Origin of the sequence: Pseudoalteromonas galatheae (genome assembly GCF_005886105.2) — a bacterium.
GTDB classification, from domain to species: Bacteria; Pseudomonadota; Gammaproteobacteria; order Enterobacterales; family Alteromonadaceae; genus Pseudoalteromonas; species Pseudoalteromonas galatheae.
In genome coordinates this window covers 3609089-3629887 of the sequence record NZ_PNCO02000001.1, presented here as the reverse complement: position 1 = coordinate 3629887, position 20799 = coordinate 3609089, and the positions used below count along the sequence as shown (strand labels likewise).

At 44.3% G+C, this 20799-nt stretch carries 17 protein-coding genes and 1 tRNA gene; 10 read left to right on the top strand and 8 right to left on the bottom strand.

Annotation, left to right across the window (positions count from 1 at the left end):
- Positions 1-2: 2 nt before the first annotated feature.
- From CWC29_RS16175 to CWC29_RS16150, 6 genes are all read left to right on the top strand, one after another.
- Entirely contained in the window at positions 3-1160 is a 1158-nt protein-coding gene (locus CWC29_RS16175; protein WP_138522493.1) for a DotU family type IV/VI secretion system protein, read from the top strand.
- Positions 1157-4519, top strand: a complete 3363-nt coding sequence (locus CWC29_RS16170; protein ID WP_138522490.1) for a type VI secretion protein IcmF/TssM N-terminal domain-containing protein — start codon at positions 1157-1159, stop codon at positions 4517-4519. Before CWC29_RS16175 ends, CWC29_RS16170 begins: the two co-directional genes overlap by 4 nt.
- Before the next feature lie 26 nt (positions 4520-4545).
- A complete protein-coding gene (locus CWC29_RS16165; RefSeq protein ID WP_128727258.1) occupies positions 4546-6558 on the top strand; it encodes a type VI secretion system Vgr family protein in 2013 nt (670 codons plus the stop codon).
- 8 nt (positions 6559-6566) lie between these two features.
- Positions 6567-7067, top strand: a complete 501-nt coding sequence (locus CWC29_RS16160; protein ID WP_128727259.1) for a DUF6931 family protein — start codon at positions 6567-6569, stop codon at positions 7065-7067.
- Between the two features lie 16 nt (positions 7068-7083).
- Positions 7084-9393 carry a hypothetical protein gene (locus CWC29_RS16155; protein ID WP_128727260.1) on the top strand — a complete coding sequence of 770 codons (2310 nt, stop codon included), beginning with the start codon at positions 7084-7086 and terminating at the stop codon, positions 9391-9393.
- A 118-nt stretch (positions 9394-9511) separates the two neighbouring features.
- Positions 9512-10747: an anthrax toxin-like adenylyl cyclase domain-containing protein gene (locus tag CWC29_RS16150; protein WP_138522488.1), complete on the top strand. Its 1236-nt coding sequence runs from the start codon at positions 9512-9514 to the stop codon at positions 10745-10747.
- Between the two features lie 61 nt (positions 10748-10808).
- Here CWC29_RS16150 and CWC29_RS16145 read toward each other — a convergent pair whose 3' ends face one another.
- Entirely contained in the window at positions 10809-11102 is a 294-nt protein-coding gene (locus CWC29_RS16145; RefSeq protein ID WP_045989257.1) for a PAAR domain-containing protein, read from the bottom strand.
- 362 nt (positions 11103-11464) lie between these two features.
- Between CWC29_RS16145 and CWC29_RS16140 the strand changes: the two genes are divergently transcribed.
- Genes CWC29_RS16140 through CWC29_RS16130 form a run of 3 tightly spaced genes read left to right on the top strand, consistent with a single transcriptional unit; the run spans position 11465 to position 13597 of the window.
- Entirely contained in the window at positions 11465-12637 is a 1173-nt protein-coding gene (locus tag CWC29_RS16140; RefSeq protein ID WP_128727262.1) for an RNA ligase RtcB family protein, read from the top strand.
- Positions 12634-13278, top strand: a complete 645-nt coding sequence (prfH, locus tag CWC29_RS16135; protein WP_128727263.1) for a peptide chain release factor H — start codon at positions 12634-12636, stop codon at positions 13276-13278. Before CWC29_RS16140 ends, prfH begins: the two co-directional genes overlap by 4 nt.
- On the top strand, positions 13268-13597 hold the full coding sequence (locus CWC29_RS16130) for a low molecular weight protein tyrosine phosphatase family protein (protein ID WP_138522486.1): 330 nt from the start codon (positions 13268-13270) through the stop codon (positions 13595-13597). Before prfH ends, CWC29_RS16130 begins: the two co-directional genes overlap by 11 nt.
- Before the next feature lie 160 nt (positions 13598-13757).
- Here the strand turns inward: CWC29_RS16130 and CWC29_RS16125 are convergent, their stop codons facing one another.
- The 5 genes from CWC29_RS16125 to CWC29_RS16105 all read right to left on the bottom strand — a co-directional run bounded on the left by CWC29_RS16125 (position 13758) and on the right by CWC29_RS16105 (position 18336).
- Positions 13758-14564 carry a nucleotidyltransferase domain-containing protein gene (locus tag CWC29_RS16125; protein ID WP_209319059.1) on the bottom strand — a complete coding sequence of 269 codons (807 nt, stop codon included), beginning with the start codon at positions 14562-14564 and terminating at the stop codon, positions 13758-13760.
- The gene (rtcA, locus tag CWC29_RS16120) at positions 14564-15625 is read right to left on the bottom strand and encodes an RNA 3'-terminal phosphate cyclase (RefSeq protein ID WP_138522484.1); all 1062 of its coding nucleotides are present in this window, start codon (positions 15623-15625) and stop codon (positions 14564-14566) included. Before rtcA ends, CWC29_RS16125 begins: the two co-directional genes overlap by 1 nt.
- Positions 15610-16836 carry an RtcB family protein gene (locus tag CWC29_RS16115; protein ID WP_138522482.1) on the bottom strand — a complete coding sequence of 409 codons (1227 nt, stop codon included), beginning with the start codon at positions 16834-16836 and terminating at the stop codon, positions 15610-15612. Before CWC29_RS16115 ends, rtcA begins: the two co-directional genes overlap by 16 nt.
- Positions 16837-16868: 32 nt before the next feature.
- Positions 16869-18023: a slipin family protein gene (locus CWC29_RS16110; RefSeq protein WP_138522480.1), complete on the bottom strand. Its 1155-nt coding sequence runs from the start codon at positions 18021-18023 to the stop codon at positions 16869-16871.
- Positions 18024-18265: 242 nt separating this feature from the next.
- A tRNA-Arg gene (locus CWC29_RS16105) sits at positions 18266-18336 on the bottom strand.
- A gap of 255 nt (positions 18337-18591) precedes the next feature.
- On the opposite strand from CWC29_RS16105, the gene rtcR reads away from it, so the two are divergent.
- Positions 18592-20187, top strand: a complete 1596-nt coding sequence (gene rtcR, locus CWC29_RS16100; protein WP_209319058.1) for an RNA repair transcriptional activator RtcR — start codon at positions 18592-18594, stop codon at positions 20185-20187.
- Positions 20188-20244: 57 nt separating this feature from the next.
- Here rtcR and CWC29_RS16095 read toward each other — a convergent pair whose 3' ends face one another.
- Together CWC29_RS16095 and CWC29_RS16090 are read right to left on the bottom strand one after the other, a co-directional pair.
- On the bottom strand, positions 20245-20544 hold the full coding sequence (locus tag CWC29_RS16095; protein ID WP_128727269.1) for a putative quinol monooxygenase: 300 nt from the start codon (positions 20542-20544) through the stop codon (positions 20245-20247).
- The gene (locus tag CWC29_RS16090) at positions 20525-20755 is read right to left on the bottom strand and encodes a DUF2798 domain-containing protein (protein WP_138522476.1); all 231 of its coding nucleotides are present in this window, start codon (positions 20753-20755) and stop codon (positions 20525-20527) included. The genes CWC29_RS16095 and CWC29_RS16090 overlap by 20 nt, the downstream gene beginning before the upstream one ends.
- Positions 20756-20799: the final 44 nt, after the last annotated feature.

Here is a 20799-nt window from a genome sequence, read left to right as displayed (position 1 = left end):
CTATGAGTGCAGCCAGTTATACGGTTAACCAATTCTCACTTGTTGATGAGAAAAATGCAGCGCTAAAGGACTTGCTAACGGAATTTAGTTGGCAGGAAGAGGCGTTATTACAACTAAGCCTGCCGCTTCTTGCGATGGTTGAGTCCGTTTCTTCATTGGAAGATATCGCCGCGCTGGAAAATTTCAGAGCTAACCTCATTACCGAGCTCAAGAGCATTAAACAACGAGGTCGGGAGCGAGCTATATCACCAGCGCTACTGGATAAGTTGTGCTTTATTTGGGCGGCATTCTTTGACGAAAGGATAAGCTATGGTTGTCAGTTGGATACGACACAGTGGCAAAACAAGACCTTAGTGAGTCAATTATTTGGTATTCGCAACAGTGGAGACACCTTTTTTAGCTTAGTATTTCAATTGATGGAGTTTCCTAAGAGGCACTTAGCGTTATTAAAGATTTGCTATCTCATTCTACAGCTTGGCTTTAAAGGGAAATATCACACAGGTCATGTGACTGAGTTGAAAAAGTTAACCGCCGAGATCAGTTTTGCATTAACTGAGCTTGGGGCATTCAAGTTGAAGCTTGATACGAATACAACAACGGCTCCCAGAAAGTCATCTCGTAACCTAGGGCTATTTACTGGTATTTCACCATTGAGTTTTTGGTTAGCGTTTACGGTGCTTTTAGTGGTGGGTTTATTTATTTATAACCAGTATTTCGGTGAGATTTATGAGCGCCAAAACCAAGAGTACAAAGAAATGGCGGGAGATACTTTTCAGCATATCCAGCAGTTGCAACCGAAGAAAATGTTTATTGAAAATGCAAGATTTTACGAAAGTGAGCAAATGCATGCATTAGAAACAGCGAAACCAACTGCGCAACCACAGACAATTGAGCAACCTAAAGCGCCCGCAGTTGCCCCGGTTATCACCGAAGAACCTATGACATTGTACTTGGTGCAAATTGGTGCTTTTAACAATATGGCACGTGCACAAAGTCTTAAACAAAAATGTGATAATAGCCGCTATCCACTCGTTATTGAGGAAGTGGGCGATAGCCAGTTTGTAGGTTTTATTGCAACAGGTTTTACGCAGGCCAAAGCGGTTAGTCAGTTTTTTGTGCAAAGCTGTAACATTTCACCTTATATCAAGGAGTATCAGTGAAGACTCCGTTAGTTCGCCTATGGATCGGTGCATCCTTCGTCTTATTGGCTGTACTACTTTTAGTACTTACTTTTTCGCTAGCGTTAGCAACACATTGGTATTGGCTGAGCGGACTGCTGGCTCTGGTTGGTGTGCTGGTGGTGTATGTGCCTAGTATCAATCGTTTTGTTATCGGCAAATATCAAAGAAGAAACTTCTTTAAGCAATACTCTACCCTATACAAGCGCATCGCAAAAAAACTGAAACTGAGCAGCAATGTTTATAAAACCGCATGGTATTTGGTGATTTCAGAGGGCAATACCAGTGATTCGTTCGCGCAATTTAATCGCGTTAAACTCAATGGTATGCCACCAAATATAGCGGTTTATCACGTTCAAGGGGCGTTGATTTGGCATGTAAAAGCAAAGGTTGAAGATCAGCAGCACTTCTTAGCTTGGCTGAGCTTTATTCGCGCAAAACAGCCGTTGAACGGGGTACTGTTATTAAGCGACGCATTTAGTGTTATCCAGCGTTCGCAAAAGGCTAAGCAAGAGTTTATTGCAGACTTTAAAGCGCGGCTCGAATCTATTTATCTGCGTAGTGGCTATCCCGTTCCCGCACACTTATTTCTATGTGGAATTAACAAGTTAGATGGGATAGCTGAAAGCTTGAATGAGCGGGTCGAGCTTGCTGATCTGTCCATTTACTTCTCTGAGCAGGGATTACAATCCTCTCATGCGCTCAATGAAGCATACGACTTACTATTTAAGAAGCTATTTGCCAATAATCTACAACAAGTCTCGCTGCAGCTAGATGATGAGTTCAAACGCAAACAGCTGCTGGGGCCGATGCAGCTGCAATATTTAAAGCTTGCCGTTGCGCACTTTATCGACGAGCTGGCCGACTTTAATGGTCAGGTACTGCCGTATAAAATTGAGAGCTTCCACTTAGTTGAATCTGAAAATGCAGAGCAGCGGGTAAACCTTGCAACGGCACATACGTTAATTGAAGTGAATCAATCCCTTTTGCCCGTTGTTGCTGAAACTACGCTAAAACCTAAAGCAGAGATCACCAAGACATTCACAAATCAGGTTTTGCCGTTGGCACACTTAGCACCTGTAAATAGGTGGAAGATTTGGCGTCATAGCGTTAGACAGTTTTTAATGCTTTGCACAGGTGCAGGTCTACTCGCTGGAGCAGCTTGGGTAGGCTGGCAGGCTTACGTCTATAACCAGTCATTACACCAAGAATTTAGCAAGTTACATCAAGACTATAAGTATATTTTGAATAAAAGTGCCATCAGCTTTGATGAACTAAGTTCATTGATTGAACCATTGGCATTGCTGCAGTCTGGTTATAGTCAATTTACCGAGGAAAAGGAAAGCCAACCTTGGTACGCGCTACCAATTCTTGCCTCTATTGACCGTGAAGAGCATTATCGTTCGTTATACCAGCAACAACTAGCTACCACGTTAGAGCCCACAATCAGCAAATATCTTGAGCAGGAGTTGTTTGTTTATTTGGAGCTTGAAGACTATCTCAATGTCATCAATGTAAAGGATATCTATCAGTCGTTTGCGTTAGGTGAAAATAAAAGGTTGGTTAAAAAACATTTGGCGGAATCACTCACCCAGAGCGCTTTACTTGATGAGTCTCAAGTTCAAGTAGTATCAAGTCTCGTTGATGATCTGTATTTCCTCGGCTATAACAAAATCGATATTAATGAAGAGTTGTTGGCTTTAGTTGATAACCAATTAGCGCTGCAAGATACAAACCAATTGATGTATGAGTGCGTTAAGCAGCTTCCTGAATTTGCAAAGCTGATTGATATCAGACCAACACTACTCGCCAAACATAGCGATCATGTGAGTTTATTTGGGATCACTCGAGCTAAAACACAGTTTTTGGTTCCCGAGTTGTTTACGCCTAAAGCACTGCAACAGCTATCGTTTTTGCCGGAGTCTGCGTTTATGCAGAAGCTAGTGCAAGACAATCATGGGTTATTTCAAACCACGCCATCCAAGCGCGAACTAACTCGCATCGGTAACTATATAAAGTTTAGCTATATTAATGACTATATCAGCTTTTGGAGACAGTACTACTCGGGGATCCACCTTGCTCCAGAACTGTCGCTAGAGGTATTGCTTTCTGAGTTAACCGAAAGTGAGCAATCACCTCTGTTGCAGCTATATACTACACTTCGAGCCTATATCTATCTGCCGCAAGTGGAAGTGCCGAGTTTTGAAAAGGCTGATGCAATTGCCGCTAATGCCCCGAAGAAGGTCGCAGCCAAAGCACAAAAAGCGCAGCAACTAATTGATAAAGCTAATCAGAGCTTAAATAAGCAACAGTTATTGGAAATCGAGCGGGCAAAAGAGTTTAACGAAATTGCGGGTAAAATCCGTCAAGCATTCTCTGATAGTCCAATCCTAGTGCAAAGCGCTGAAAGTTTATCAAAGCAGTATCAAGCGTTTGTGGCACAGCTAAAAGCGCTGAAGGATTGGAAAACACAGGCGGATAGCACTGTGATCCCCGGGCTAAGCTATTTTCAACAGCTACAAGACCCTAATAACTTCAAGGCCTTTTCAGGGCTGTGGTTAACCCGTTACGATGAGCCTTTAATGGCGGAGCTGGTAGATTTGGTATTGCGTGAAACTGCAACGCATGTAAAGCGCAAAACATCAGAGTACTTACAAGAAAAGTGGCAGCAAGACGTGGTAGCGCCTTACCGTAAAAATGTTGCGGTTTACTACCCATTTCATAAATCTGGCGAAGACCTTAAACTCAGCGCACTGGCCGCATTTTTTGCGCCCAATAGTTCAATCAGTAATTTTGAGGAGCAGATCTTAGGGCAATTTGTTTCGGTTGATGGCACGCTACAATTTCCGGTATTTGGTCGTCAGGCTGCGCTTTCATTATCACCTGCAGTCACAACATTTTTATCCACTTACGGCAAGCTTCAGCGAGAACTTTATGGCCAAGATGGCAACCTTAAGCTGAATATAGTGATTGCGCCAAAGTCAATGTCTGCAGCCTTGAGTGAATTTACATTGCGTGTTGGTGAGCGAAAACTAACCTATACCCATGGTCCTTTGGTTGAAACTCAGTTTAGCTGGCCGACAGATTTTACAGAGCAATCACTAGAGCTGGTGTTAACTGACCTGAGCAATCAAAAAATGACGCATACACTGGAGGGCGTCTGGTCACCCATGCGCTTGGTTGAGCGTTACCAACAACAAAGTGGGCGAGATACGGTTGAGGTGAGCAACAAACAAGGTGCAGCTGTCGTGTTGAGCATGAAGGGCGCAGGCGATGAGGCGAGTTTGCTAAACCCAGAGTTTTTCTCTCGGTTATTCGTACCCGATACCGTTTTGCAGTGATATTACCCGTCGATTAAGGTGTGAACATGGAAACTTATATTGCAGGTGAAGTTAGCTACTTAGTTGCTAAGACAAGTAGCGGCAAAGCTTATCGCCTGAACTATTGCGATATTAGTGATGCAGTAGATAAAGGTGTCTCTGCAGAAATTGAGTTAGTCACTGACGGCGATGATATCTCAGATACGTTAGGGGACACTATGACCTTAAACTGGTATCAAGATGTTGCTGGACGACCCAATAACTTACTTGAATATCAGGCTTATGTCGTTGAAATTAATGAGCTTGATAGCCGTGCCGATGCGCTTCGTCGCTTTAAGCTAACGTTGAAATCTTGGTTATGGTTGCTTAGTTTTAATCGCACCTATCGGATCTATCAAGCTCAGTCAGCAAAAGACATTTTGTCTGATATTTTCGATACAGCAGGGTTTAAAGGGATGTACCAGTTTGGCACTATGCCAACCGCTAAATTGGAATACTGTACTCAATATGATGAAACCGACTTGGAGTTTGTGACGCGTTTAATGTCGCAATCTGGAGTTATCTTTTATTTCTCTCAAGATAGTGGCAAGCACACCTTGCAGGTTCATAGTGCAAGTTCGCCACTCGATAGCAATAGCCAAGCTAAATTTGATCATGCGCAGGTTAAAACGGCAAAAAACTTGCTGCTACAGCGCTTTGAACCACAGCAAAAGCTGGTTAAAAAATCTCTGTCATTGGCAGGTTATAACTATACGAAAACGAAAGTAGAATCCGCCAAAAGCCAGCTTTCTAATTCGAGTGTGACGACGATAACCTCAAATAACTTTGAGCATGTAGCGTTAAATAGTGATAGTAATGACTTTAGTGATGTCAGCACGCTTGCGGCTCAACTTAATAGCGCAGAGCAAGCCTGCGGTGGTGATATCGAGATGGAGACGGATGCAAACGTGGTGGTGGTGGGCAATAAGCTTACCGTGGCGACCCACGTTAATAGTCAACTAGAGGGTGACTATAATGTATTGGCGGTTAACCATCACATTGATGTGCAGCAATCAAGCCAAAGCGCGAGCTATCGCTGTGTGGTTCAGTGTCGCGATGAGGCGCTTCCGCTAACGCCACCTTACCCCAAAAAACCGTTGGCACGGGGTATTACGTCAGCGGTGGTGGTAACCGAAAGTGGTTCATTAGATAGCAAAGGCGAAATCAATCAAGACACGGATGGCCGAGTCAAAGTACATTTCTACTGGGATACCACAGACGAAAAATCAACTAGTTGTTATTTACGTGTGATGCAGCAAACCGCGGGCAGTAAAGCGGCGATGCAATTTATTCCGCGCATAGGCGATGAGGTTATCGTAGATTTTATAAACGGTGACATTGATCAGCCAATCGTTATTGGTAGTGTGTTTAACAGCAATACTAAACCACTCTATCCACAAAAAGATGCGACACAGTCGAGTATCAAAACAGGTTTGGCTGATGATACCGCGCATGAAATTTGTTTTGATGATAAAAAAGGCGAAGAGCTGCTTTCTATTACATCAGGTAAAGATCTCTCCATTACGGTTGCCAACAATGCCACGAGTTTAATCAACGCGGACGATAGTTTAACGGTTAAGAAAAACCAGACAACGACAGTTGAAGAATCACAAACTGTCTCGGTGACCAAAAATTACAGCTTAAAAGCAGATAAAATTGCGCTTGAAGGGGACACCGAGATTGAGCTGAAAGTGGGCAGTAATAAAATTACTATTTCAAGTTCTGGTATCAAGATAGAAGGTTCTGCCATTGAGCTTAAATCGTCTCAAGATACAAAAATATCAGCCATGAATCTGACAACCTCAAGCCAAGCATCCACCAAAATTAGTGCGACAGCAAATTTAGATCTTAAAGCAACCGCGCAGGCAAACTTAGAGGGTACGGCAGGTGTTAACGTAAAATCGACCGCGATTGCTAAGTTAGAGGGAACGGCGGGTGCACAAGTCACCTCAACGGCGATGGCCAAATTGAGTGGTACGGCAATGGCTGAGATCAGCGGCGCATTGGTCAAAATTAACTGAGTATATTGATGACGAGAATTAACGAGCAAGTGCTAGGGCAACTCAAGCAAGCATCGATTGCGACTATTATCAGTCGATATCAGGCTTCTGAAGAAGCAAGCAAGTTACTGGAACCCACATTAACCCCACGGCAGGCGGTATCGGCTTTACTAAAAGCTGACCTTGAGCGAGATGCAATTCAACTCGTTGCGCATGGCTTAGCGGTAATGAATGCGATCCGATGGGGGCTTCAAGTCGTGAAGGCCTCTGGGGGGAAAGCAGATGATGAACTCAAGGTATTGAGCTGTGTTGAGAGTTGGTTGCAATCACCTAGTGAAACTTTGCGTATTCGTGCACAACAGCTCGCTGAGCGGGTGGGGTTAGACAACGCGTTTGGTTGGTTAGCTTACTCTGTCTTTTGGTCGGGAACAGGTTCAATAGTTGCGCCTGAGTTACCTGTGGTACTACCACCCGAAAATATGGTTGGCCATGCTATCAATGCTGCAATATTATTATCTATGATTGATTAATAATCTTGGAGCGCACATGCCCTTTGCCACCACTCATATCCTTAATACATGGCGTAATGACACGAGTATTAGGCTGACACCAAGAGGGAAATTGTTGCGTAAAGTTGATAGTAAAGTCGCAGCCTATCGAGAATCTGCGACCCCAGCCAACTTTAGAGAACTAAAAAGTGCCTACTTTCTATGGCAGGTTAGTAAAGAAGAGAAATATTTAAAACAGGATGGCTGGCGTTCTAGTTTACGTAACTCGGCTGATAATAACTTCCCTGTTGAGCGTTTGCATAACTTCCTTTTCCCGAAGGAAGAAGACCAAGATATCGATGACTTTTCACTGTTGCTTGCCAAAGAGGCCAAGCGAGACTGTGTCAGGATCTTGTATGGCAGCCGTGCAAAGTTTCTGTATAAAGATGACTTAAAAGACATGGTCAAGCAGGCAAAGAAAGACATCACACAGTCAAAGCGCGAAAAGCAAGAGAAAGACCGCCAAGTACAGTCAAATTATAATGAAGAGCAACGACGAGAATCCTCTGAAATTCATAGAATTGCTAACTCAATCGTCAGCCAAGTTAAAAGTGGGAATGTCATGGCAACGGCAGTTAAGCAGGGCTACCACTGGGTAAAGGAAATTGCGCAAACCGTGATCGACTTTTTGAAAGGCATAGCGCAAGACTTTATGTTATTCGTCAAAGAATGCTGGGTGAGCATTCGTGAGCTGTTGATCAGTTTAGTCGCCGAAATTTGTATCGCTTTGGTGCCTGGGATCAATGCCATTGTATCTGCCGCGAAGTCGGTGAAAGACTACACTGAAGCGGTGAAAATGGCTGCCAAAGCTTGTTCTCAGCGTTTTAAAGATAGTAAAACGATGATGCTGGCGAATAAAACTTATCAATTAAGAACCGCATTAACGACGTTTGCTAACAATCAGTTTTTATTGGCGATGGCCGAAGCGGGTAAACAATTGGTCAAAGCAATTGATAACAGTTTTTCCGTCATTTCCGGGATCACATTGCCCGGAAATGTAACGAAAGTGCTGACGCTCACGGCTTTTTACGTGCAGAAAATCGCAGTACTGGCAAAAGAGTATTACTACACGCGTAAAATTAATCGATATTTATTACAAATCAACAAATATCATCCATATTTGGATGATAACCTCCTTAAAGACCCATTAGTTGCTGCGTACCTTATTGTTAATGCAACCGACTCCACATTGTTTGCAACGGTTAGAGACAACACTGATATGGCTGTTTGGCTAGACTATTGTAACGAGCATTTGTCTGAATTTGAGTCACTCAAAGAGCGAGCGCAGGAATACATAGAGTCACGCAAAATTCGACTTAAAGATTTAAAAACAAAGGCAAGCGAAGTAGGTCCAGCGCCTTTTCTGCAACAAGTACAAAATTTTGATAAATCGCTACTCAGTAAAGTCGAATTATCAAAACCTAAATCTGTATTGGACGAGGTTAGAGGGTTCGATAAGTCTAGCTTGAAGCCAACGGTAACCGTGGAAAAACGGGGGCATGGACTACTTGATGATATCGAGCTTTTTAATAACAAAAAGTTGAACTCGGTGACGACGCTAGAAAAGCGTGGTTTGGGGTTACTCGATGAAGTGACGCGTTTTAACCCGTCACAATTGGCACCAAGTAAAACGCAGGTAAAGCGTGGGGTCAGTGTGCTTGATCAGGTTGAGCTGTTTAATAACAAGTCATTGAGTAGTGCTAACACGGTTGTAAAACAGGGCGTCAGCGTGTTGGACCAAGTTGAGTTATTCAATAAAAAAGTACTGAAGCAACAAAGTACAAACAAGCTGGACTACTTATCGCAATTAAAGAAATTGGAGATGGAATTGCAGACGCTGGACTACAAGATGTTAGCGCACACTTTGCTAGGTAAAGGGTCGTTGTCTAGTGACTTGAATAGTATAGAAAGTACGCCTGTTAACATTGCGCAGTGGAAAAAACTTACGTGGGTAAAGTTTGGTCGTCGTCATGAAATAACCAAAGCGATAGATAGTGGAATTGGTAAATATTACCAATTCTTTTGCCAGCGCAAACATGCTTTTACAAGGCCCAGTAAGTGTGAACAGATCCCAAAATGCTTAGCGTTAATTGCAAGTAGAATAGAAATTTTGCAGCGGGATGTGCTTTATCCGACGCAAAAGTGGTTGTCACAGCTGGACTCGACACACCGGACGAGTCCACGTCGTCCTGCGATGACTAAGCTGAATGCCTCGAGCCAATCTGAGAGAAATGCGCTGCAGGCACTAGCGATGTCGTTAGAAAAAATAAACAGACGATATAGCGTGTTAGCAGGGCACAAAGCATAGGGTCTGCGGCAGTGAGTAAAATAGTTTTTTGAGGTTTATAGCCCATTTGGGGTTATCGCTTCGTGCTCAAATCAAGTTGATATTGTAACTGTAATGGATCATTACTAAGGATATAGCGTTGAAAAGCGGAATAGAAAATGCGGAGCTATTAGCTGGGATCCCTGAAGCCCATTCAGCGGTGTTTGCGCGTGTAGCAAAAGAGACTAACTGTGTTATTTCTTCTCGCGCGGTTGGTATTTATGCAACCCAGCTAATCACACAAGGCTACGCCACAAAAGGCTATCATGTTAAGGCTAAATCATGTGATTGGGGACCAATGGCTGGTTTTGTCTTAGCAGATCCTGCCCTTGGAAAAAAGGGCACTGGGGGTAAGGCGAGAGGCTGGCAAGAAGGGAAGGTAGCCGAAGCAATTAATAAATATGGCGCAATGTCTATTCCGCTTTATATTACGGATGCTCGTCGACAGGCGATGGCAGGGCTAATGCAGCGAGCCAGTAAAGGCTACGCACAAGAAACCGTGAATGACCATATCATCAAAGTGACTGCAGCTGCTAAAGACGGGCAGCGACATGCTTTTTTATTGATTAAGGTAAGCCAAATTCAGCCAGCGTCTCGTGCCTACGGACCAGAACAGAGCGACTGGGCAGTTTGCTATGATGCGAGTAATACCCTTGCTGCAGCCTGTCCGGATCCCCGTAAACATACTATCACGCTGCAATCTGGACATACCTATGTACAACTTTGTGGACTAACAAACCCGCTAGGTTATGGTGCCAAAGCACCATCAAATTACAAAGGCGTGCAAACAGGTGATTACGACTTGTGGGGAGTATTTCCGAAGGACAAGTTTTTCGGTGAAGAAGAAAGAGCGGTCGTGCGAGCAGCCACCAATGGTAAAAAGGATGGCTTTTGGCAACGAGACGTGGATGGCAGTGATAAGTTTATTCGCACATTTGATGAATATAGCCGCCAAGAAGGTCCTCACACTGGTAATCTTTCTCTATTGATCGAAGAAATAGCGGTACGCGTCAACACTGGCTGTATGAATGAAGGCAGTGGTGGGTGGATGGTTCACCACAGTGATGAAGCTGGTCGACCTATGGTTGATGAGCTGGATTATGAGGCCGTGGTGTATTTTCCCGATTCTCGTATTTGGATTATGGAAAGCGAGCAGGATGTGATAACGCTACGAGCACAATTAGTACAAATGGACTATGTGCCGCTATTTAATCCAATTTGGAATTTTAAACTTGGCTTCCAATGGATGAAAATATTAACTGAATGGCTGCAGCGACATGGCTCGACGAAAGGCTTCCCATTGAAAGACTATCAAGGCTTGTCATTGAAAATCTAATTGAACATGCCTTTCACTTGAAAGGCATTCGCTTGTTGAAGCTACGTTTACGCGGCGTCTGTTAGCCAATTAGTACGGTTGGCATTCCCAGCACAATATTGCCACCATGGCTGGTGGTATCACCCATTCTCGCCGCTGGTCTGCCACTAATAAGCACACTGGTGCTGCCTTTTACTATGGTATCTGGTGGACCAACACAGACAGCGATATCGCCAACAACAGAAGCAGGCATATTTCCAATTAGCACGTTAGGCACCGAGGGGCCTGATATTGGTCCACCTACATGTGGCACGGTGCCTGTTACCATAGAGCAGACATGCATATCTGAAATCCGTGCAGCTGGTAATCCGGGCATGGCATTCTCCTTTTATTGTTGTACTCCATCTCAGTATATCGCCTTTATGAAAATTCCCAATACTCAGAAAGGGTGTAATTTCTGTCAGAAGTTGCATTACGTTCCCAAACTGTTTACACTTGCCGCGATTCTAACCATTCATTCACTGTAGAGGAGAGAAAAACATGACACATACAATTTTATCCTTTGCAGGTCTTTCTCTGTAATTCGCGAGCGCGAATAAATATTTCCTAGCTTGCGAAAGCTGTATTTAGCGATTTTGTGTTGCCTATGCAACCTAACATTTGATTGCTATAACTAAGCCACTCTAGACCTGCCAATACACAATTATTTTTAAACCTCATTGAAAGGTATTGGTAACTATGGGCAGATCCGTCCAACAAATTTCTGATCGCGTGTGTCTATTTGCATCTCAAGACACTTGGATTGAAGGCGCTGCGATCCAACAACTTACAAAAACAGCTGAACTAGCCAGTATGCATCGTGTTGCAGGTATGCCTGACTTGCACCCGGGACGTGGTTATCCAATCGGCGCGGCATTTTTTAGCCTAGACCGGCTGTATCCCGCGTTAGTCGGAAACGATATTGGCTGTGGCATGGCGCTGTGGCAAACCACCACAAAGGTTGCCAAAGTTAATGTCGATAAGTTTGCTAAACGGCTAGAAGACATCGAGCAGCCGCTCGATGCAAGTTGGCAAGAGACTGTTCAAGCTGAAATGACACATCGTGATATTTCAGCTGGATTATTTGAAAGTGCACTGGGTACGATTGGCGGCGGTAATCACTTCGCCGAGTTTCAAGCGGTGGAACGTGTTTACAATGAAGCCGCGTTTACTGCGCTTGGCCTTGATAAAAAGTATTTACAGCTGCTGGTTCACTCAGGCTCGCGTGGGCTTGGGCAAGCCATTTTAGTCGACCATATTGCGCGTTTTAATCATGATGGCTTAGTGGCTGAAGCGGGCTCGGAGAGTGAAAGCGCACGCTATTTGGCACGCCATGATGAAGCGGTGCGCTGGGCTGAGTTAAACCGCTTTTTGATTGCAAAAAGATTTCTCGCAGCCATTCGTAGCGATGGTGAATGTACGCTAGATGTTAATCACAACCTCGTGTGCCCAAAAGTTATTGATGGCCGCGCTGGTTGGCTGCACCGTAAAGGTGCGACCCCAAGTGACAAAGGTGCTGTCGTGATCCCCGGCTCACGAGGTGACTATAGCTATTTGGTTCAGCCTGTAAACAATGCGCCTGCGTTAACGGCCTGTTTATATTCTTTGGCTCATGGTGCTGGTCGAAAGTGGAAGCGAGGTGACTGCCAAAGCCGCTTGAGTCACAAATATAAACGCGAAGATCTTTATCGCACAGCATTGGGGAGTCGTGTGATCTGTGGCAATAAGGAGTTGCTTTACGATGAAGCGCCGCAAGCTTATAAAAAGTGTGAAACCATTGTTAGTGATTTGGTTGACGCTGGATTGATAGAAGTGGTTGCAATATTGCGTCCGGTGCTGACATTTAAAACCAACGGGAGCTGTTCATCATGATCTTGTTGCAACTTTCAGCCGGTCAAGGCCCAGCAGAGTGCGGGAAAGCCGTTGCATTGGCGCTCAACTTAGTCAATAAACAAGCCAAAGCAATAGGCGCAGAATGTACCGTGTTAGCGCAAGAAATGCATGCACACAAAGGCTGCATGAAATCCGTATTGCTACAGCTTTCGAGGGACGCAAAAGCGCTTGCCGAGTATTGGCATGGCCCGCAGTTGTGGGTGTGTCAGAGCCCATTTCGTGCCAAACATAAACGGAAAAATTGGTTCTTTAGCGGCAGCATGGCCGAGATAGATGAAGTCGCAATGGCATCCGATATTCGCTATCAAACTTGTCGCGCCTCAGGTGCTGGTGGGCAGCATGTTAATACCACAGACTCAGCGGTACGAGCGACGCATATTGCATCAGGATTGAGTGTGCGAGTGGAGAGTGAACGTAGTCAGCATGCCAATAAGCGCGTTGCAAAGGCGTTATTACTACAGAAATTGGCCGCGCAGGCAGATGCTGAGGAAATGGCTCGTGATAAAGCAAGGTGGCAGCAGCATCAGGCGCTACAACGCGGTAATCCTAAAAATACTTTTAAAGGAAACCAGTTCAGTCCAAGGGTGCCGTTTAATATAGGAGCTCTGCATGACAACTAATGTGTTATTCATCTGTAGTCGCAACCAATGGCGCAGTCCAACCGCTGAGCGTATCTGGAAAAATCATCCGGGTATTAGCGTGAGATCGGCAGGCACAAGCCCAAGAGCACGTCGCAGTGTAAAGGTGAGTGATATTGAGTGGGCCGATATTATTTTAGTCATGGAAGAAAAACATAAATCGCGGCTGCGTGCACAATACGCCAATCTATTGCGCTATAAAAATGTTCAAGTATTGGATATTCCTGACGAATATCAATTTATGGATGACGAGCTAGTGACGCTACTACAAGACAGCGTCGCGAGTATCTTAGTGATTTAGCTCTGCCCATTTCGGGTGTTAATAAGATTGTAAGGAAGAGGATAGAGCAATGTAATTCCATCGGGAACAAGCAATTGAGAACACAATAAGTCGTTTTGTCGCTATTAAAAGGCTGGCAGCGTGGGTAAAGCTTGAACCCCATGCCTGACAGCCTGAGCAGCTATGAGCTAATGGTGCTTTTAAATAGTGCATTAAGCTCGCGGTAATTGGCTTTCATCTGTTTTTCTTTGGCTCGGTAATCCGCAAGGCGGTTGAGTTCAGACTCGATAAATTGGTTTATTACAGGCACAGTTGGAATGACTTGTTTCTCTAAGCTTACTTTTTTCTGTTCAAGTAGGTCTGCAATTGCATCATTTAGCGCCATATTATCTGCAATTAGTTGGCGTAATGTCTCAAATTCTATAGGTGCTGGTGTGGCATATTTTTCTAGCCACATAATGGCTAACAAAGGCCTAAGAACATAAAAGTACTTTTTTAGCGGTACGGTCTCTCTCTTTAAGTATTCGCGATAGTTACCTTGCGCCATATGTAAATAGTGATAAATACCGCTATTTGGAGACATAATTTGAGGCATTAACTGTTTTGCTTTTGCCGAGAATACGCCATCATCCACATAAACGATAGGTGATTGTAACCACTCAATAAAAGCAGGGTTTGACTTTCTAAAAAGCTTTAATGCCTTTCTTACATCCCAGCCATTAATATCAATCTCATCAACAATAGGGTATTCAATGACATCACGTTTTTCTTCGACATCAAGGGTGAGATACCACTCTTTTGGATGCGTATAAATAAACCGCACGTCGTAATCACTATTTGGGCTGGCAAAACCCCAGGCGCGGCTGCCTGATTCAATGGCATACAATACCTTTACACCATGCTCTTGTTCTGCGGCACGGATCCGTTTAAGTATTTCTGCTTTGATATCGGCTGCTATTGGTTCTAGTTCACTGTTATTTGTCATCATTAATCTCCTACCACGCTAATATCCCATTGTGTTTCTGTGCGCTGAGTTACTGCAAATTTAACGTCCATAAACAACTGAATTACATCAATATTGGTTAGCGTGTGCAAGCTTGGTTTGGTGGTGGTGAACTGGCCGCTGTACGCTAAAGCCATAGGTAGCAATAACTGATCTGCTAAGTATTCTTCCACCGCGGCTTCTGATTTTAAAAATTGCTTTACTTCGGCTGCGCAACGTTTGGCAACGCGTTCGGCTGATACGCCATATTCGCCTTGCTGCTCAAACAAGCTGGTGTGCGAGCCTTGGTTGATCATCAGCTGTAGCGAGTTGCCCGGTCCCGGTGTGACTGCGCTTGCGACGGTTGTTTTTGCGCCAAACCAATTGAGCTCCTTTTTTGCTTTAGTCACTTCTCGCTCGCCAATATGTTCAGGTAACTTACTTACTAAAGCGGTGATTGCACATTGTTCAGCGGTAATCTGGCTGCTACTCGCCGAGAGTTCTGGAAGCGCGTTGAGTGCCTTGGTTGGGTGTATCGTCAATGTCCATTTTCCTCCACCTGCTGGATAAAACCCAAGCTTTTCAGTCTCAATTTGGCAATCAATACCCATCTTTTTTAAGATTGGTAAATAAGAGCGCGTTAAAAAGCATAAAGAAGGAGACATGCCGTTGTGCGTCCCGCCTTCAAAGATGACATGAGACTGCTCAGAAGCCATTGCCAATACGGGTAAAATGGTCTGGCAAACCAATACGGTGCTACCAGCCGTACCTATGACAAAGCGATAGTTCCCTGCTTTTATTTTACCAGGGGTGAAGCGAATGCGCGCAGAGCCAAGCGCTGCCCCTTCTATTTTTGCATTACAGACCTGCTGTGCGGCCAGTACACAAGTAAGGTGCTGGCGTAGTAAGCCGGGTTTATTGCGATTGGCTCTAATGTTTATCAGCTCAATTGGCTGATCGGTTAAAATCGATAGGTTAAGGCGGTGCGTAAGACTTGTCCGCCTCCTTCTCCTTGTGCGCCATCTATAACTAAATATGACATGTTCTATACTTATCCTTTTACGCACACAATTTGTTTCAGTGTGTGTACTACTTCTACTAAATCTTGTTGTGCCGCCATGACCCTTTCAATGTCTTTATACGCATGAGGGATTTCGTCAATAACGGCTTCATCTTTGCGGCATTCTACCCCTGCAGTTGCAGCGATTTGATCTTTCACGTTAAATACTTTTTTGGCTTTAGTGCGCGACATGATGCGCCCTGCGCCATGGCTACAACTATTAAAGCTGTCGGGGTTGCCAAGTCCTCTTACAATAAATGAACGTGCGCCCATGCTGCCTGGAATGATCCCCATTTCGCCTTTTTGTGCACGTACTGCGCCTTTGCGCGTGACGTAGCAGTCTTTACCAAAATGGTGCTCGCGAGAGATATAATTATGGTGGCAGTTCACGGCCATTTCTGCGGTTGTAAATGGCGTTGAGATCTGCGACCTTAAAGCTTTTATCGCGTTAAACATCATGATTTCACGATTTTTAGCGGCAAAGTCCTGCGCCCACTCAACCGCTTCAACGTAATCATCAAAGTAGTCACTTCCTTCTTTTAGATAGGCTAAGTCCATATCTGGAAGGTGAATTTGATGACGTTGCATTTCCTGCTTAGCCAGCTCTATAAAGTAGGTGCCAATTCGATTACCAACGCCTCGGCTGCCTGAGTGCAGCATAATCCACACCGCGTTATTCTCATCCAAGCAAAGCTCAAGAAAGTGGTTGCCTGTTCCCATTGTACCAAGATGGTTCACATGATTACTTTTTTTGATAGCGGGATGCTTGGCGCAAATTTTCTCAAATCTTAATACTAGCTTTTGCCATTCAGAGACGACAATATCTGGGATGTTATGCCAAGCTCCTCGATCACGCTTTCCTCGTTTTCCACCGGTACGACCATGTGGTACAGCCGCTTCAAATGCATGGCGAATACCAGCCAAATTATCTGGTAGCTGTTTGGCTGTGAGTGATGTCTTGGTGGCAACCATGCCGCAGCCAATATCCACACCTACCGCTGCGGGGATCACTGCATCTACCGAGGGGATCACACTACCAATTGTTGCGCCTTTGCCCATATGCACATCAGGCATTACCGCAATATGCGAATGGATTAACGGCAAGCTGGCAATATTATTAAGCTGTTGCTGCGCCTCTATTTCAAAAGGTACGCCTTGCGTCCATGCCTTAATGGGCGCGCTTCCATCATTGTGGATAGTATTGTAGTTACTACACATATTTGCTCCTTATGCTGTCGTTATTTTTATCGTTAGACAATTTTGACCGTGTTATTCATCAAACCTTCTAAGCCCCCGTAGACGGTTAGGTTTTCGATTTTGTCTGCAACCTTTTCTAATGCTTCAAGCTCCTTCAAACGCAGTAATGTTGGGTTGTTTTCCATCACTTTTGCGGTGTTATGCAGGCTCCGTGTCGCTGCAGTTTCTTCTCGCCTTTTAATGACATTGGCTTCAGCTGCTTTCTGCGCTTCCACCACTTGATTTAAAATGGCTTTAATTTCTCCAGGCAGAATAATGTCTTTCACGCCGACGCTTTGTAAAGATACGCCAATGCCTGTCAGTGACGCAGTCACAAGTTCTCTCACGGTTCCATTGATATATAACTTATCCAATAAGATATCATCCAATGATTTGGTTCCTACCGCTTCGCGCAAGGCCAATTGCAGTGTTTTATATATGTACTCGTCGACTTTCTCCACGCTTTGTGCGAGTAGCTCGGCATCTTCAATTTTGATCCCAGCGGTTAAATTTATTCGCAAACTCACGCGGTCTTTACTCAAAATTTCTTGGCCAGATATTTCCAGTAGTTGTGCTCGGGTATCAAACGATTTTAACGTGATGCTGTGGTTAAATTGCCAAAATGCGTGTTGTCCAGGTGCTAAGCGTCTAACAAAGCGGCCATCGACATAGAGTAATCCCACATGTTCTGCGGCCACGCTGACATCGGCAATGGGTTTCATCGCAACGGTACGATCACTTCTAATTAATCTTGAGGCTGTGTTTGCACCCGCTCGGTTGATTAAAAATAGTATGCGTTCATCGAGCTCTATTTGACTATCAATAGCGATCCGCTCAAGCCGTATCTCACCAGCATCTTGCCACAAATACAGGTGCTCACTCGGTGCCACAATGCCGCGTAGCAGATCATCAATGTATAACAGGCCGACTTCATTACTATTTAATTTCCAATGGCTTATGTGTTCCTGAAGTATTGGGTAATTACGGTATAAACGATCCGCATTTGGCTCAGAAAAATACAAGCCGTTAATATCAAAAGTGCGAAACGAAAGGGTATTTTTCACATCCCAAAAAGCATGTTTTCCTGGTATTAACACCTGTGTTAATTGCTGCTCTTTGAATACAAAAGTTCTTTCGTTCTCTTTGACCGTAATTATTTTTCTTAACATATTAGTTTTCCTTTATGTTTTGTTAGTAAGGGTCGCTGGCTTGAGTGGTAACGGCGCCATGTTTAGTGATTGGAAGTGGCGTCCTGCCTATGCCAATCCGGTGACATGTTGCGGTTATCAGTCAGCGGCCATGACGGCTTACTAACGATATGTATTAACGTATATTTATGAGTTTTTGGGTGGGATTCGAACCCACAACAAGCGAAGTAATGTTCACGGCTCTACCATTGAGCTACCAAGGTTTAAGATGGGATTTGAACCCATGACCGACGAAATCGTGTTTCGTTGCTCTACCAGACTGAGCTACTTAAATAATTGTGTGGTTGGGCATACGCAGTCACAGTGTTCAGCGCACCGGAGTGAGGATTGAGTCACTTCCACATAACCAGACACCCTATAGTTATCAAGCTATGTGCCAATAACGAAGATTAATTAAAAATAAATTTATAAGATTTTGAATTTGCTGATTTATTTTCTATTTTGGTGATGATTTATGAAATGGGTGGAGATTTGAAAAGTATCTAAATATAATTATTAAGATATATAGTTTATCTATATGGATATAATTTTGAAAAAGACAGTAGCAGTAAGTTTGATTGGTACTCAGCTCGATTTTGTTGGTAAGCGAGTGGATAGGTGGGCGCGTTGGCGGCCCAATGTAAGCCTATGTAGCCAACCTGATCTGGTCATTGATGAATTGCATTTGTTACACGACAATCACAGTACACGGCTGGCCAACAATGTGGCCGTTGATATTGAAAGTGTGTCGCCAGAGTCGACAGTCACATTGCACAACCTCAACTTCAGTAACCCATGGGACTTTGAGGAGGTGTACGCCAAACTTTTTGACTGGTGCCAAGCTCAAGCATTCGATACTGACAACTGTGAGTACCTGTTTCATATCACCACTGGTACTCATGTGGTACAGATTTGTAGCTTTTTATTGACTGAGAGCCGTCATTTTCCTGGCCGCTTGGCGCAAACCTCTCCTGACAACAGCAATAAAAACAAATCTGTTGGGCAAGTTCAAATAATCGATTTAGACCTATCCAAATACGACCAGCTAGCTACTCGATTCGACAGTGAGCACCTCGAGGGTAAAGCATTTTTAAAAGGTGGGATCCAAACTAACAATGAGGCGTTCAACCAACTGATCACCCAAGTTGAAAAGGTGGCAATACGCGCTAAAGATCCCATGCTGTTAACTGGGCCCACTGGTGCGGGGAAAAGCCAGTTGGCAACACGTATTTTTCAACTAAAGAAAAAACGGGCAATGCTGGCCGGAGAATTTGTTTCGGTGAACTGCGCCACGCTCAAGGGCGAAAATGCCATGGCTGCATTGTTTGGTCATACTAAGGGGGCATTTACAGGGGCACAACAAGCGCGAGACGGGTATTTACGCACCGCGAACCAAGGCGTGTTGTTTTTAGATGAAATCGGTGAGCTAGGTCTTGAAGAGCAGGCCATGCTATTGCATGCAATAGAAAATAAGTCGTTTCATCCGGTCGGTAGCGATCAACCCGTAACCAGTGACTTTCAGTTAATCGCAGGAACCAATCGCGACTTGTTTAAAGAGGTCTGCAAAGGCCGATTTCGAGAAGACCTGCTCGCACGGATCAACCTATGGACGTATCGATTACCAGCGCTAAGAGACCGAAGGGAAGATATTCCGGCTAATATAGATTACGAGATAGATTTGTACGCGCAAAAAATGGGTGAAAGGGTGCGCTTTAATAAAGAAGCAAAAACGTTATTTGAACGTTTTGCCCAGTCGGAGCGAGCCTTGTGGTCGGGTAACTTTCGTGATTTAAGTTCAGCTATCACGCGTTTGTGCACTTTGGCGGATTCTTCTCGGATAGCGGTTAGCGATGTACAGGAAGAAATTCAACGACTTGAGCAAAACTGGTATGCAGGAGAGCAAGTTTCGGGAGATAAAATCCTAGATAAGTATTTATCCAAAGCACAGCTTGCCGAGTTGGATACGTTTGATATAAACCAGTTAAATTATGTGCTTACTATCTGTGCTCGCCACGCCAGTATGGCGGCTGCAGGCAGAGAGTTGTTTAACGTGAGCCGCACCAAAAAGTCACAGGTGAATGACTCCACAAGACTGCAAAAATATCTCGCTAAATTTGGTTTAAGTTGGCGTCAAATACATAGTTAACGCTGAGCGCTTCTATCATTGCTTGTGAAGAAGCGCTTAACTTCTTAAAAGTGCAAATTAAAGTGGTTTGATGGCGATAATATCCACCGCTTTTGCCAACCATCCTTGATACAGTGTAAATACCTGTTTGGTGTAAGCTTGCTGATGATGAAAATCGAACGCGGCTTGATCGACGAAGCGCTCAACTAAGGTAAGCTGGGTGCGGTTTTCATTTTCATAAAGTTCAAAGCGTAAACATCCTACTTCTGCTCGAGTGGCTGGCAAGATCTCTTGGATTGCGTTAATACAATCTTGATAGTGCTCGGTTTTAGGTGTGATATGGGCGATAAAGTTGACGTTATAGTGGTTGTTGGCCATGGTATTTCTCCATAATGCGTTTAGTAATGGTGGTAACTGGGGCTGATAAAACATAGGCGGCGATGAATGAGGCCGGCCAAGCATTGGCAAAGGCATGTGCCCATCGCGTGGTAAAGTCCGCCATTAATCCCAAATTGATGTACGTGACCCATCCAGACACCATAAACGATAGGCACAATGACAGCAGTAATGTAAAAATGAGTTTTTGCATGTTTCCTCCTTTGGCTGTTGGTATGATTGTAGGGAGTTGCCAGC